The organism is Xanthomonas sp. NCPPB 2586, assembly GCF_041475775.2.
In the GTDB taxonomy this organism is placed as follows: domain Bacteria; phylum Pseudomonadota; class Gammaproteobacteria; order Xanthomonadales; family Xanthomonadaceae; genus Xanthomonas; species Xanthomonas campestris.
In genome coordinates, this window is the sequence record NZ_CM192981.1 from 1,950,380 (window position 1) to 1,963,110 (window position 12,731).

The 12,731-nt window shown below is 59.3% G+C and carries 18 protein-coding genes; 1 reads left to right on the plus strand and 17 read right to left on the minus strand.

The genetic code is table 11. From position 1 onward, the window contains the following. Window positions 1-8 precede the first annotated feature (8 nt). A complete protein-coding gene (locus tag ACCQ09_RS08310) occupies window positions 9-368 on the minus strand; it encodes a GPW/gp25 family protein (RefSeq protein ID WP_040941079.1) in 360 nt (119 codons plus the stop codon). A 279-nt stretch (window positions 369-647) separates the two neighbouring features. On the opposite strand from ACCQ09_RS08310, the gene ACCQ09_RS08315 reads away from it, so the two are divergent. After that, window positions 648-1,529 carry a hypothetical protein gene (locus tag ACCQ09_RS08315; protein ID WP_080640069.1) on the plus strand — a complete coding sequence of 294 codons (882 nt, stop codon included), beginning with the start codon at window positions 648-650 and terminating at the stop codon, window positions 1,527-1,529. Between the two features lie 164 nt (window positions 1,530-1,693). On the opposite strand, the gene ACCQ09_RS08320 is transcribed toward ACCQ09_RS08315, so the two are convergent. The 16 genes from ACCQ09_RS08320 to gpM form a co-directional block, all read right to left on the minus strand. Next, window positions 1,694-2,260, minus strand: coding sequence for a phage baseplate assembly protein V (locus tag ACCQ09_RS08320; RefSeq protein ID WP_040941080.1), 567 nt, complete (start codon window positions 2,258-2,260; stop codon window positions 1,694-1,696). Window positions 2,261-2,338: 78 nt separating this feature from the next. Continuing rightward, window positions 2,339-2,545, minus strand: coding sequence for a hypothetical protein (locus ACCQ09_RS08325; RefSeq protein WP_228438417.1), 207 nt, complete (start codon window positions 2,543-2,545; stop codon window positions 2,339-2,341). Window positions 2,546-2,567: 22 nt separating this feature from the next. Then, window positions 2,568-3,773: a glycine-rich domain-containing protein gene (locus tag ACCQ09_RS08330; RefSeq protein WP_040941081.1), complete on the minus strand. Its 1,206-nt coding sequence runs from the start codon at window positions 3,771-3,773 to the stop codon at window positions 2,568-2,570. Between the two features lie 3 nt (window positions 3,774-3,776). Then, window positions 3,777-4,325 (minus strand): phage tail protein I, encoded by a 549-nt coding sequence (locus tag ACCQ09_RS08335; protein WP_080640071.1) that lies wholly within the window; start codon window positions 4,323-4,325, stop codon window positions 3,777-3,779. Then, window positions 4,318-5,208, minus strand: coding sequence for a baseplate assembly protein (locus tag ACCQ09_RS08340; RefSeq protein WP_040941083.1), 891 nt, complete (start codon window positions 5,206-5,208; stop codon window positions 4,318-4,320). The genes ACCQ09_RS08335 and ACCQ09_RS08340 overlap by 8 nt, the downstream gene beginning before the upstream one ends. 177 nt (window positions 5,209-5,385) lie before the next feature. Further along, the gene (locus tag ACCQ09_RS08345; RefSeq protein WP_080640072.1) at window positions 5,386-7,164 is read right to left on the minus strand and encodes a retron Ec67 family RNA-directed DNA polymerase/endonuclease; all 1,779 of its coding nucleotides are present in this window, start codon (window positions 7,162-7,164) and stop codon (window positions 5,386-5,388) included. Window positions 7,165-7,439: 275 nt separating this feature from the next. Beyond that, a protein-coding gene (locus ACCQ09_RS08350) for an IS3-like element IS476 family transposase (protein WP_087942069.1) occupies window positions 7,440-8,572 on the minus strand; the annotation gives its coding sequence in 2 pieces (ribosomal slippage) (window positions 7,440-8,317 and window positions 8,317-8,572; 1,134 coding nt in all). Window positions 8,573-8,605: 33 nt separating this feature from the next. Next, window positions 8,606-9,076: a phage virion morphogenesis protein gene (locus ACCQ09_RS08355; RefSeq protein WP_040942461.1), complete on the minus strand. Its 471-nt coding sequence runs from the start codon at window positions 9,074-9,076 to the stop codon at window positions 8,606-8,608. Beyond that, window positions 9,064-9,483 (minus strand): phage tail protein, encoded by a 420-nt coding sequence (locus tag ACCQ09_RS08360; protein WP_040942462.1) that lies wholly within the window; start codon window positions 9,481-9,483, stop codon window positions 9,064-9,066. Before ACCQ09_RS08360 ends, ACCQ09_RS08355 begins: the two co-directional genes overlap by 13 nt. Next, window positions 9,480-9,968: a hypothetical protein gene (locus tag ACCQ09_RS08365; RefSeq protein WP_040942463.1), complete on the minus strand. Its 489-nt coding sequence runs from the start codon at window positions 9,966-9,968 to the stop codon at window positions 9,480-9,482. Before ACCQ09_RS08365 ends, ACCQ09_RS08360 begins: the two co-directional genes overlap by 4 nt. Continuing rightward, the gene (locus ACCQ09_RS08370; protein WP_040942464.1) at window positions 9,968-10,606 is read right to left on the minus strand and encodes a glycoside hydrolase family 19 protein; all 639 of its coding nucleotides are present in this window, start codon (window positions 10,604-10,606) and stop codon (window positions 9,968-9,970) included. Before ACCQ09_RS08370 ends, ACCQ09_RS08365 begins: the two co-directional genes overlap by 1 nt. Then, entirely contained in the window at window positions 10,606-10,881 is a 276-nt protein-coding gene (locus ACCQ09_RS08375; RefSeq protein ID WP_029220345.1) for a phage holin family protein, read from the minus strand. Before ACCQ09_RS08375 ends, ACCQ09_RS08370 begins: the two co-directional genes overlap by 1 nt. Next, window positions 10,874-11,230, minus strand: a complete 357-nt coding sequence (locus ACCQ09_RS08380; RefSeq protein WP_005917737.1) for a phage holin family protein — start codon at window positions 11,228-11,230, stop codon at window positions 10,874-10,876. The genes ACCQ09_RS08375 and ACCQ09_RS08380 overlap by 8 nt, the downstream gene beginning before the upstream one ends. A 4-nt stretch (window positions 11,231-11,234) precedes the next feature. Further along, window positions 11,235-11,444 carry a tail protein X gene (locus tag ACCQ09_RS08385; RefSeq protein ID WP_005917735.1) on the minus strand — a complete coding sequence of 70 codons (210 nt, stop codon included), beginning with the start codon at window positions 11,442-11,444 and terminating at the stop codon, window positions 11,235-11,237. Then, window positions 11,444-11,911, minus strand: coding sequence for a head completion/stabilization protein (locus ACCQ09_RS08390; RefSeq protein ID WP_040942465.1), 468 nt, complete (start codon window positions 11,909-11,911; stop codon window positions 11,444-11,446). The genes ACCQ09_RS08385 and ACCQ09_RS08390 overlap by 1 nt, the downstream gene beginning before the upstream one ends. Window positions 11,912-12,009: 98 nt before the next feature. Further along, window positions 12,010-12,729, minus strand: a complete 720-nt coding sequence (gene gpM / locus ACCQ09_RS08395) for a phage terminase small subunit (protein ID WP_040942466.1) — start codon at window positions 12,727-12,729, stop codon at window positions 12,010-12,012. Between the last annotated feature and the right edge of the window lie 2 nt (window positions 12,730-12,731).

Genomic DNA, 12,731 nt, shown 5'->3' on the forward strand with positions numbered 1-12,731 from the left:
TTCCTCGATCAGGACGAGCGGAAGCGGAGCGGGATGGTCATGCGCGAGCGCGCATTGGCGGGAGCAACGTCGGTGCGTTCGCCCTCAATCGTCAGCACGAAGCTGCCAGGCGTATCGCCGATGACCAGGGTGACGCGGGTCAGGCGCAGGCGCGGCTCCCAGCGCATTAATGCGGTGGCCGTAGCGCCGTAGAGCAGCGTGCGGGTGGCGCCGTTGAATGGCTGGTCGATCAGCTCGGGCAGTAGCGAGCCGAAGTCGCGGCGCTGCTCGCGCGTGCCGATAGGCGTGGTGAGGATGCAGGCGATCGACTGGGCCAAGTGCTGCTCGCCCTCGATACACAGACCAGTTGTCATATCAATTCCAACCACTTCGATATCCTTTGACTAGTTGAGATGGGGAATTTTTTTTCAGAATTTTGGTGCATTTGGCTGCTTTGAATATGTCACCATCGATTTACTTATTGTTGATCTGCAAATACAAATTCGACCTGTGGATAAATTATTTACGTAAACGGCTAACGGTTGATTGGACACTACAGCCATTGATTGGGAATGCTTCGCTACGGCGTTCTTCGATTCGGGATCCAGGACTTGTTATCGTTTTTTTTTCGCTAAATTCAAATTCTCAATCTAGCAAGAGATTCTGCTATGCCCGTCAATCGATCTGGCTCCTCAAGTTCAGTAGTTCGCGAATGGTCACCTCTGTGCGATATCCATGATGACCGCCTGCAAGAAATCACAGGAAATTTTTCACCTGATCCGGTTGCCGTTTCCCGTAAGACCTTTGAGGCGATGGGGCTGGCAAGCAGGGTTGTGAAGAAAACAGGTTATAAGACGTTCCCTGATGGCCCTGGAAATCAAGAGGCAGCAATATGCATGAGCGGCGGTCGTAGCTGGACTCGTATGAAATTAGCCCGTGACATGATTAATGGAGGGCATTGCTCTGACGAATTTGAGGAGCTGAAAACAGTTAAAGAGTTTGGCGGAGGCAGCTGTGGGGAACATCGACGATTGAGTGCAGCTGAACTACGTAGCATGCCTCGAAAAATGCCAGTAATTCAGGTTAGGGATAGTGGGCAGGATCACAATTACGTGATAATCGGAGACTGGCGCGATAGAACGGTAGGTGACCATGCAGTCGTGGTTGATCCGTGGCCAATGCTGAAGAAGGTTCATACTTATGGAGAGAGACTAGAAAGCTCCACTCCAATCCCCTTGATGTCTTATCCTCCAGGCCCAGCAGAGCCAAACCCCTCGCTTAGTGAAGCGCTTGCGGCAGAACCTGCAGAGAATTCAAAGATGGATCGCTTCACCAAAATGAGGACGAAATCTCCGGCGGGTCCACAGGCTGCTTCAGCACTGGTTCGTGGATTAAGAGAAAATAATAGTTGCTGGGACTTAGCCTCTAGCACGAACAATCTTAATCAAGTCTATGTGAGTCCAGATGGCGATTGGTCTGCTTTTAACGATGCTCCAACGGACTACGTGAATGATTATTTAAACGCAAAGGATTTCTTAAAAAGCATCTAAAAGTGGTTAAAAAATTTACAGAGCATTCGTCAGGTGGGTGTGGACGGCACGGAGGGACGGAAGTCTAAGATTGGTACATGCCGTTCCGAGTACCGGTCGTGCTCGCCTGACGACTGCACAGTAGTTTTGTTAGCCACTCTAAGGTTAATCTTGAGTACATTGGCCTATTGCTCCGGGCCGCCGCTGAGCGCGCGACCGGCGGTCACGCCGGTGGTCTTGTGGTGCTTGAGGCTGATCCCGCCGCCGAGCACGTCGGTGGTTGCCGTCGCGGTACCGGTGATGGTGGCATCACCATTGAGCATCGTTTCGCCGTTGACCGTCAGCGGGCCGTTGAGCGTGATGCCGCCATCGGCGGTAATGGTCGCGGTGCCGCCGCTGGGCAATGTCGCCTGCAGCGCGTGCGCCTCGGTGTCGTAGTGGATCTGCGCGCCATCGGTAAAGCGCAGCACGTGTAGCGTGTCGGATGCGGCAGGCGCTGCGAATTGGTCGGAGTACAAGCCGCGTAGCACCAGGCCATCGGCCAGGTCGCCGGCCGGCGACAGCACCACGACTTGCTCGCCGATTGCCGGCGCCGACCAGATGATGGTGGTGCCGGCCAGGGTGACCACCCAAGGCAGATAGTCGGTCAGCATCTCGCCGACCTGTACACGGCATCGCGCGGTGGCGAGATTCACCTCGGCGACAGTGCCGAGACGAATGGCGTTACTCAGTGCGGAGGATGCGTTGCCCATGCAGTCATGGTCGTCGCGCGCGTGCAGGATGACACCGCAGTTGTGCTGTAGCTGCGTGATTTACGCAGCGCAGCGATACTACAAATTGGCAGGCGGCTCAGGTGCGATGACTTCGCGCTGGGTGAACTGCGCGTCGAAGTAGTACAGCCCGTCACCGCGATTGAAGTACATGCCAGGCTCGCACACGGTCTTGTCTTGGAGTGCGCGGAACTCGAAACCGTCAATGGTGAAGCCGCTATCGGAAACGATGATGTTGACCACCACGTCGGTCCCGGTTTGGATCATCGCGTAACGTCCAATCGTCATATCAGCACCACTCGATGAAAACGAAGCCGGGGCACCCGGTGGCCCCATCCTTGCCGAACGTGCCAGCGCCGGCGCCGTTGGACACGCCGCCGCCACCACCGCCGCCAGCACCAAAGCCGAAACCCTTGCGACTGGCTGACGTGGTGTCGCCTGCACTGCGACCGCCAGGCCCGCCGCCGCCGAACGGGCACGAGCCACCGGTTCCTGCAGGGCCATAAGGAGCGACCGCAGCGATTGATGCGGAGTCCCCGCCGGCTGGGTAGCCATCTCCGCCGGTTGCACCACCCACCTGATTGGCGCCGGCGAACCCACCTCCGCCGCCCTGACCCCCGGCCAGGGTGATGAGGTTGCCGATGACCGTCGCACCCCCAGCATTACCGGCGGCTCCAGATGCACCATCCGTCCGTGAGCCTGCGCCAGCTGATCCACCGGCACCGATGACGATCGGAAGGCTGACGCCAGGTGTGACCGCAAAGCGCACGCGCTGAATCGACTGCCCAGCGCCTCCGCCGCCACCGCCAGTTGCGGTGTAGACCCCAGACCCATTGGATTTCTCGGCGCGGGTTCCGCCGCCACCGCCACCACCGCCGCCTGCACAGCCGCTGACGTAGATCCCAGTTACCCCGGCCGGAACGACGAAGGTGCCGGACGCCTCGAAGCGCGCACGGCCACTGCGGCTGTCGATCGCGGCTTTCAATGCGTCAGGTGTGACGGCACGCTGCGCGTCTGTGCCTGCAATGGTCTCTGCGCGCGTGGCAAGTTCAGCGATGCCTTCCTTCTCCGTAGTCGCGGCCGGATTGGTGAAGTTGGCATTGCCGAACGTCACCGAAGACACGGTGACGCCGGAGAACAGGATGTCGGCCGACATCAGCAGGTCAGATGCAGCCGCCTTTTCCATGATCAGTTCGGGCTGGGAATAGCTGCCAAGCAGCGTGCCGTTTTCCAGATACAGCCCAAAACCGCGAACCTCATAGGTGGCCCGGCTTGTGTCGCTGACAGTGACGTGGATGGTGGTGGACGACGTGGTGCCGCCTGAGATGCTGGAGAGCGTTAGGTGCTGGCCTGGGATTGTCTTCAAGTCATCTGTTGCAGTGAATGCCGCCGCCGTGAAACCGATGCTGGACACCTTGACGGCTGTGGTGCCGTTCTTCTCGGCGTTGATCAGCGCTGCACGACCAGCGGTGGTGAGAACCAGTTGTAATGCCATGGCTTATCCCTGCGCCGTCATCGACAGACGGCGGTAGTTGATGATGCGAATACCAGTCACCAGCGAGACGTTGCCGGTGGTTTGCAGCCCTTGCACGAAGCCAAAATGCGAGCGGACTGGCTTGGTGCGCTCGACCTCGGCGATGACCTCATCGACAAATCGAGCGCTCGCAGCCCGCCCATCGGATCCATTGAGCGTGAGCGTCAGCTCGAAGGTATGCGGCTGGCCGCGTGGCTGCTGCTGCCACCACTCTCGGATGGTTACCGCACCCCCAAACGAGGCCACCACCATGCGGACGCTATTGGCTGTGCCCTTGCGGCGCTGGATCGCCATGGCGCTGCGTAAGCGAGAGCGCTTGACCGCATCGCTCCAGTCGGCCTTCCAGTCGTCAACCGAGAGCGTCCACGCCAGCCACGGCAGATGGCCGGCTGGGCACGTGTCCGGATTCCACAGGTCTGGATATGGCAACGGGATCGCTTCCAGGCGCGCCGCAACGGCGGCCAGGGCGCGCTCCATCGGCGTGGCATTGGGCGGCAGCGGGGAGTTACTCATCGATGCCGGCGTGCACGATGTCGATTGATGTGCAGTACGCAGCCTGGGTGCGGCTGATCCGAATGTCGGCTGCAGGCGAGTCCAGCTCCACGCGCTGCACGCCATCTGCGAATAGCTTTGCCTTGATGGCCGACTCGGGTACGTCGCGCCCGATGCGGTGTGCCTCGTCCAGATACGCCAGCAGGCTACGCATCGCCTCGCGCATGACCACCGCCGAGTCGGGGCCAGCATAGGTGTAGACGCGCCCACGAATGGCATACGGGACGATCTGGGCGCTCTGGACCGTGACATTGTCGGTCAGCGGGCGCACGTCGTCGTTGGTGAGGATGGCAGCGACCTCGTCCAACAATGCCTGGGGAGCCGTGCCGTTGCCCGTGCGCGATTGGACCGTGACCAGAACTTGGCCAGGCGCGGGGCTGGTGGCGCTGGCGTCCATGACATCGGCTGCTGCACTGAGCGCGTGATAGATGTAGGCGCCCTCGGGGCCGGCAACACTGAAGCCCTCCGGCGCCAGCTGGATCCGGCGACGGAAGTCCACGTCCGACTCGTAGGTCGGTGCAATGCCCTTCTCCGGTTGGCCCGTATCGAGCACCAGGCGCGCGACGCCGAATAGCGCGCCCAGGTGATCGAGGTTGGTGCCGGTGGCGAAGGCCAGCATGGTCTGCTGGGCCTTGTCGTTGGCGCGTTGTCGGAGGAGTAGCTCGCGGGCTGCGAACAGTTGCAGAATTTTGTGGACCGGGTCGGCTTCCGTGAGCGCGGAGAACTCCGGCATCAGCTTGCGAAACTGGGCAAGCGCCTCGGCGAAGATCGTCTCGAAGTCCAGCGCCTCAATTAAGTTCGGGGCTTGGAGCTTGGAGAGGTCAACTGCGGTGAAGGAGGCCATTGCGTGAGCCAAGTAAACGGAGCCATAAGCGTCTCACTTGCCTCAAGACATTGTTATAGCTTTTACGCGTATAGCTGGAATTTACATCAGCAAATCTGGGCTGTCTAAAGCAATCAGCGCGGATCGAACGAGGAATTATCGCTGACTAGAGTGATCGAAATAATTCAAGTGGCAATGTTATTTTTTAAATTTCTTTATGCTTTTGTAATAGTGATCCATTGCTTCCTGAATTCTTTCTAGGAGAGGGACGAAGCCAGTGAAATCTATTTCGCCAGATTTTTTTGCAACTATATTTATAGCAAAGGCAGTTTTCCCATATTCTGATGAATCTTCAATTTCTTTTGATTTATTGAATTTCTTTCCACTCAGCTCCTCATTGAGTGTCGCATCAGCAAATAGGCACTCAATATCTGTATTGGTAATTCCCTTGGCCGGCGGTGTGGGTACAACATATATGTTTTCGATAACGTGGATGAACTTATTGCGGCCACTTGGTTTTGGCTTCTTAGTTATACCGGCTATCGCTTGGTAAATCTTTTGTGCGCCGCTGTCATTGTCGATTACTATTATCACGGGATGGGCTGGTTTCGGGCCAGAATTCCACATGCTCAGGTTTGAGTCAAAGTTCTTAAGAAGTTTGCATATCCCCCCAACACCTCCGCTCAGGTCGGTGACAACTCCCGTTCGACGCTCTGAGTATTTGAATAATCTAACTTTAAGCGTTGGGGGCGAGCCTGTACTCACCTCAACAATTTTTGGAAATGCAGCAGCATTTGCTTTAAGGGCACACTTTAAATAGATGTTGTCTGTTTTTCCCTCGCAGAGAATAACTGGCTGGTCGGGCATATAAAAATGATAGAAGTAAAGAAAATTTCGAAAAAGCTTTAATCTTCCCTCCGGAAGAGCTGAAGGCAAGCCATTTTTTTTTCGAATTAATTCATTAAATTGGTCAACATGATCAATGTGTGTAAGGCGCCCCAAGAGCTGCGATGCTCGCCCCTCGATCTCTTGAAAAATCTCTTTCTCACCATGTGAGTTTTTGACCTTATAGCAAAAAACAAACTTCCCATCCGTGAATAACTTGTGAACCATTGCTCTGGTGGTGTATCTGTAGTCTGCTGTTACATTAACTTTCTTATTGACGCTTAGCCCGGTGACCTCTTGTCTAGAGTCTTTGTATTGCATACGTGTTTTATTTTTGTTAAAACAAAACCCGCTCTTGGTGACAACTCCTAAAAGAGTGGCTCCAGGCTCCCATTCATTAGCACTAATTTTTTTTGCGATCAGGGCCGGAAAAACTTTTCTATTTGTACTGAAAGTGAGGTCATCAGCGTATCTCGTATATGTTGCGCCGTTTATTTTTGCTGCTTTTGCTAAAAGAGTATCCATTGAATGGCTAATAAGATTGGAGACAACAGGTGAACAAGGACTTCCTTGTGGGATACTCCCTTTGTAGCAAATAATGTGTGCAAGTATTTCGGAGACTTTTGGATTGAGCGCGAAATTTTTATTTTTCTGAAAAAAGGCGCGAACTCGGCCAAAGTTAATTGTCTCAAAAAAATCTTGAAGATCTACGTTGAACACAAATTGGCGATTAACATGCGGTCGCCCATTGGTCATTATTGAGTGGTGGCGTTTAAAACCATGCGCTATACCCTGTCTGTCAGGACCTTCTTTATGCCCGTTCAAAAGAGCTATTTCCAATTGACAGTCTTGCAGAATCTTGGAGAGTCGTGATTGTATTAATTTAAGGTGCTTTTCGGGTGCATTTATTTTGCGCACTCCACCATGCTTTTTCTTTATTTCAAAAGAGGTATACCAATCCGTCCTCTTATCTTTTTTATAAATCTGCATTGCTAAAACTGCAGGCTTCAGCTTGAGAAGCTGCGCAAGGTCATGTAACGATGTTGCGGCTTTAAGTGAATCAAGTACCGGAGTACTGTAAATCAGAGCCATGGACGTCCTTGCTTAGTTAAAGGACTCGCGGACACTCCCTGGCGCAACCATGCACCACGTACGTCCAGCAGAGGAACATCCGAGGGCATATCTAGAGACATTCATTTCACATGCCATGAATCGATGGCAAAAAATCTGTCCGCGAGTCCGACCCGAGACTAGCACAAGGTCTCATCATCTTTCAGCTTGCTTGAGTCGCAACAAAGCGTGCGACTGTTTAAGCGCCGAACTCATCTGTAGTGAGATTGACCTGCCCCCATCGTCCGTACCAGTGATTACTGATAAAGCCCGGGGTTGAAGGGTACTGCGTTGTTGGCTTGTTGTGTACGGTAGTTGGCGGCGAACTGTGCCGGCGGGATGCGACCACAACTGCTGTGCGGCCTGATCTGGTTGTAGTGGCGTCGCCAGTCTGCGATCACGTCCCGGGCTTGTGCCAACGAGGTGAACCAGTGCTCGTTGAGGCACTCGTCGCGGAACTTGCCGTTGAAGCTTTCGATGTAGGCGTTCTGCGTGGGGGCACCCGGCTCGATCAGGATGTGCTCAATGCCATGTTGCTGCGTCCAGGCAATGAAGGCGCGACTGGTGAACTCGGGGCCATTGTCGGTGCGGACCGCGCGTGGATAGCCACGGAAACACGCCGCCTGATCGAGCAGGCGCACTACGTAAGCCCCGCTGATGCCGTGATCCACGGCAATGTCCACGCTCTCGCGAGTGAAGTCGTCGACCACGGTCAGGCACTTGATGCGGCGTGCGTTGGCCAGCGCATCGAACACGAAGTCCATGCTCCAGGTGTCGTTCGGCATGGAGGACGCCAGCAGTTTCTGCCGCTCACCCACCGGACGCTTGGCCTTGCGCCGTTTGCGCACCTTCAGCTCGGCTTCCTCGTACAGGCGATAAATCTTTTTGTGATTCACGGATGGAAACTCCGGGCGCAACAAATCATGCAGTCGGCGATAGCCGAAGCGGCGGTGGGTCTGGGCCAGCTCGACCAGCCGCGCCGACAGCGCCTGCGTGGCTGGCGTCGGCACGGGTGCGTGGCGGAAAGCATCGCGGGACAGCCCCGCAAGGCGGCAAGCCCGGCGCTCGCTCAACGGGGTGTGTTCGAGCATTCGTCGGATTGCCTCGCGCTTGCGTTGCGGGGCTAGCGTTTTACCCCGAAGCCAACCTTCAGCGCTTCGATGTCCAGGTGCGCCTCGGCCAGCAACTTCTTCAATCGAGTGTTCTGGACCTCCAGTTCTTTCAGCCGCTTGGCCTCGTCGGCCTCCATTCCCCCGTACTTGGCCCGCCACTGATAAAAGCTGGCCGGGCTGAAACCATGCCGACGGCACAACTCTGCCACGGCCATGCCCGCGTCGGCCTGTTTGATAAACCCGATGATCTGCTCGGTGCTGAATCTGCTCTTCTTCATGTCCGTCCTCTTGGGTTCACGGACTTTATAGCTTCAGCTGGTACGGCTCAGTGGGGGCAGGTCAAGATGCCTGATCAGAAGGTCTCGAATCTTTACACTGTCTGCTGTGGTAAAGCCTAAAAGTACACGCTTTTCATACACCGCCTTTGGCCCGCTGGGTCGAACCTGCTCTTTCAGTCCGGCTTGATGCACGCGTGCGATACGCGACACGCGGCCCGCGAATCCCACGCTCACCGCGTTGGGGCTAGCGCTGACCTTGAAGAACTTGGCTTGCCGCAGCTTGGCAAACATCATCGCGCGTTTGACGCGCCCGGATTTCTGTCGCAGCTGCTGCTTGCGCGGTGCGTATGGCGTGCCATCAGGCGCTTGCTGCTTGCCGATACGTTGGCTCTGCGAGCGCCGCAGTTCCGTTCCGATCTTGCGTGCCAGCGTGCGGCGTTCACCGGGCTGCAGGCGCGCAAGCAGCGGTGCGGCCCAGTTCTCCAGCGCGGTCAGCTCATCCATGTGGGATCGATCACCGGCTCGGGCGCATGGGTGATGTCGTAGCCGCCACCGTCTTTCGCGGTCACGACCACGCGTTCGGTCAGCGGCAACTTGATCGACAGGTCCACGGCATCGTTGGCGAGGATGTCCGCCTCGAAGGCGATGTCGCCACGGCGCGCAGGATTTGACAGCAGCTCGGACTGATTGACCTGCACCCATTCCAGCAGCGGCAGCATCACGCTGTCCGGGTGGCCGGCATAGTCGGTCAGGATCAAGTTGAGGGTGTACTGATACTCGAACGACAGCCCGGGCTGGAATGTGCTGACCAGGCTGCCGGCGTCGATGAATACCAGCAGCCGGTCGGCATCGCGGGCCAGATCCGGCAATGCCGCGACCAGATGCGCGCGCAGGCTGGCGGGCTTGATCACGGCGCGGGCTCCGGCACGTGCTGGTCGATCCAATCCTGCAGTGCGCTCAGCTGCGCGGCGGTAGCATGGCAACTGGTGTAGTTGTCGGCGACGGTACCGGCAATGCCAGAGAGCGTAATGCCGGCGGCCGGCGCATCAGGATCTCCGGTGGACGGCCCGGCAGGGTTGCCCGTGGCGGCGGCGTCGTGCAGCCGCACAAAGCCAGCAGGGATAGCGCAAGCAGCGTCTGCTTTCTGGGTGACATAGATCGGGATCTCGCGGGTGATAGTGGCGCCGGCTTCGCGCACGATCTGCACGCGGTCGACGTACTCGGTGACGACAGTGGTGGACGCCTTCGCGCTGTCGCGCTCGGCCTCAGCCTTACGCTTAGCCTGCAGCGCGACATCACGGTCCTTCTGCGCGGCGCTGACGCGCTGCTCTTGCCACACGCAGCCGCCCACGAGCGCGGCAATCAGGGCAAGCAAGATGATCACGCGCGTGATCATCAGCTCACGCCCAGGATCTGCAAGGCGCGTTGCGTGCGGCTGACGCGATCGCTGTGACCTTCGGGCAAGCGCTTGGCGCGCACGTTGCCGAGGTTGATTTTGCGGCCCAGGCCGAGCACGTCGCCCGTATCGGCCAGCGCGTTCAGGCCATTGTCTTGCCAGTACGCTGCCGCACCCAGCGCGCTGGGTTCGATCTGCAGCAACAGATCCGGCTGCTCTTCCACCGGCAAGCCGATCAGCACGCCGATGCGGCGGTAGTTGCCCCGGAAGGTGTGCTGCATCGGACCGCGGCCCCGGAAGCTGTGACCATCTCCGCTGGCTTCGTTGCCGTTGCCCAGGCGGTCGGCGTAGACGAAGTTGGCCAGGCCGACCGGGTTGCGCAGGAACTTGGGCGCCTGGGCCGGGGTGATGCGTGCGCCGAACACTTCCAGCAGCCGAGCGCTGGTCGTGTAGTGCAGCCCTTCTTCCATGCGCGACAGGCTCAGGCTTTCGTGGCCAACCTGGCCGAGCCAGTGCGCGGCGCGGCGCTTGGTGGTGATGCCGAAGAGGTTGGCAGCGGCGAGCATCGGGCCATGCCAACGTTGGGCGCGTTGCGGCGAGCACTGCATGATCGAGGCGAGCTGGGTATCGGTGAACATCAATCGACCTTGAGGATGCGCGCCACGTTGCCCTGGGCGCGGTAGGTGAGCACTGCCAGCACGGTCAACGTGCCCAGGTGCCAGGGACTGACCTGCGAGCCGGCGCCGGCCAGCAGGATGTGTAGCGCCTGACCGCCGGTGCTGGCGATCAGCAGCCACGCGCACCAGCCGGCGCCGCGTCGGTGGCGCGCATCGACGGGGCGGTGGTAGGTAAGCAGGCGGACGCAGATGGCGAGTGAGGCCATCAACGTCAGGACGGTGACCAGGCTATGCACTGGGCGGACCTCCACGACGTAGGAAGGAAAAGTCAAACGACTTGCTCTTTTCGATCAGGCCCAGCGTGACCGTGATGGCGCACGCTGCACTGGCGAAGGCAGCCACGCCGCTGGACTTGATCGGCAGCCAGCGCAGCAGCTCCGGCGCCAGCTGGTAGCCGGCGATGACACTCACCGGGAAATAGATCAGCCGCGCCAACAGCGGCTGCTTGGCGGCCGACACCACGAACAGCGCGCCACCCGCGAAGGCGCCGATCAGCGCATCGCCGTCAATGCCAGGCAGCACGGAGGCAAGGCCCACACCGGTGGCGATCAAGAAGCCGCTCGATACGGAGGTGGGTTCGGTCATCAGGTCAGTCCCATAGCTGCACAAGCGGCGTCATCGCCGCCGTGGTGGTGGTTACCTCGGGCAACTCCACCGGCGTGCCGTGCGGTAGCACAGCGCCCAGTTCGGCCAGGCCGGGATTGAGGAGATAGGTGCGCTCGACCAGGCCGGCCGTGCTGCCCAGGTGGCGCCAGCACAGCAGGTCGACGGTGTCGCCTTGCATGGCATGCACGCGCATCAGATGAGCTCCACCGTGCTGCGCGGCAGGTTCTGCAGATCGCGCACGGCCCAACGCTGGTCGCGGCGTAGCTCGGTGATGCTCGGCGACAAGTCATCGGCGCGCTGGTTGGCGCTGTCCGTCGCATCGAAGCTGCGATAGCGCTCTGCCACCTCGACAGCGGTGGCACACGCCACAGCGCGCAGGTACAGCTGCACGCGGCGCGAGATGCCATCGACAGTGGTGCTGGGCACATCGGTCAACACCGCGTAGCCAGCCGCCTGCTGCGTCTGCGCCCAGGTCTGCAGCTCATCGTTGACCGCGAGCATTGCGGCCACGATGGCGTGGCGCAAACGCGCATCGGTGACGGTGCCATCCAGGCGCATGCTCGCCCGCACGCTGGTCGGTGCGATCGCCGGCCAGAACGGCGCATTGGCGATCGCATCGGGCGTGGCGCTGGTGGTGCCGGTGGCAGTGAATCCGCTCATGGATGGCTCGGAAGAGATCGCCGGTGGTCGGGGCGTCACCGCAGCGATGGAGTGCTGTGGATCAGCCCCGAGCCGGCGAGGGTTGCGGGGACGCTCGGTTATGCGTTGGTGCCCGCAGGCTCAACGCTGAACTTCTTCAAGAGCCGCTCGGCGCGCTCTAGATCCTTCTTGCCGCCGCAGCTGCCGTGCAGTGCGATGGCGCGCTTCAGGTCGGCCACAGCGGCGGCGGCGATGGGCTGCGCCTGGTCGGCCGGCGTCTCGTCGGTGATGTCTGCCAGCGAGGCGCGGGCCAGCGCCAGGTGCAGCTTGGCGCGCACCTCATCGGGCATGTCCTGTTCGGCGGTCAGCGCTGCGGTGTCGGCTAGCACGGCCGCATCGAACGGCTGGCCGGTCTTCTGCGCAGACAGCGCCGCCTCGGCGATCTCTTCGGCCAGCACGCAGCCCACCGTGCGCGAGAAGCGGTCAGGCATCTGCAGGTTGTGCTTGAGCACATAGGCGCCCAGTTCCAGCGCGCCGGCATAGTCGCCGGCATCAATGCGCCACACCATGCACGTCATGACGATCTCGTCCTGCGCGCCCTGGCCGCCGGCCAGCACGCCGGCCAGGTACGGCACGTAGGTCGGCAGCAGTTGCACCTTGAGCGCAGCCTTGCCTTGGGTGGACTGGATCTGCTTCAGCCGCAGGCGATCGCTCTGCAGCTGCGCCATGTGCTGCTCGTAGGCCGTGGCACCGGCCATCAGCTGGTGCGGGGCGCGCTGGGCCGCTTCCAGCTCGGCGAGCACGCGGCTGTGGTGACGCTTGGCGGGACTGTCGGCCATGG

Bases quoted from the DNA above. Each gene is read 5' to 3' on its own strand.
- ACCQ09_RS08355 (WP_040942461.1), bottom strand. From the start codon at position 9,076: ATGGATGAGCTGACCGCGCTGGAGAACTGGGCCGCACCGCTGCTTGCG.
- ACCQ09_RS08390 (WP_040942465.1), bottom strand. From the start codon at position 11,911: ATGAGCGGATTCACTGCCACCGGCACCACCAGCGCCACGCCCGATGCG.
- ACCQ09_RS08345 (WP_080640072.1), bottom strand. From the start codon at position 7,164: ATGGCTCTGATTTACAGTACTCCGGTACTTGATTCACTTAAAGCCGCA.
- ACCQ09_RS08325 (WP_228438417.1), bottom strand. From the start codon at position 2,545: ATGATCCAAACCGGGACCGACGTGGTGGTCAACATCATCGTTTCCGAT.
- ACCQ09_RS08330 (WP_040941081.1), bottom strand. From the start codon at position 3,773: ATGGCATTACAACTGGTTCTCACCACCGCTGGTCGTGCAGCGCTGATC.
- ACCQ09_RS08370 (WP_040942464.1), bottom strand. From the start codon at position 10,606: ATGTTCACCGATACCCAGCTCGCCTCGATCATGCAGTGCTCGCCGCAA.
- ACCQ09_RS08380 (WP_005917737.1), bottom strand. From the start codon at position 11,230: ATGACCGAACCCACCTCCGTATCGAGCGGCTTCTTGATCGCCACCGGT.
- ACCQ09_RS08320 (WP_040941080.1), bottom strand. From the start codon at position 2,260: ATGGGCAACGCATCCTCCGCACTGAGTAACGCCATTCGTCTCGGCACT.
- ACCQ09_RS08335 (WP_080640071.1), bottom strand. From the start codon at position 4,325: ATGAGTAACTCCCCGCTGCCGCCCAATGCCACGCCGATGGAGCGCGCC.
- gpM (WP_040942466.1), bottom strand. From the start codon at position 12,729: ATGGCCGACAGTCCCGCCAAGCGTCACCACAGCCGCGTGCTCGCCGAG.
- ACCQ09_RS08385 (WP_005917735.1), bottom strand. From the start codon at position 11,444: ATGCGCGTGCATGCCATGCAAGGCGACACCGTCGACCTGCTGTGCTGG.
- ACCQ09_RS08340 (WP_040941083.1), bottom strand. From the start codon at position 5,208: ATGGCCTCCTTCACCGCAGTTGACCTCTCCAAGCTCCAAGCCCCGAAC.
- ACCQ09_RS08315 (WP_080640069.1), top strand. From the start codon at position 648: ATGCCCGTCAATCGATCTGGCTCCTCAAGTTCAGTAGTTCGCGAATGG.
- ACCQ09_RS08365 (WP_040942463.1), bottom strand. From the start codon at position 9,968: ATGATCACGCGCGTGATCATCTTGCTTGCCCTGATTGCCGCGCTCGTG.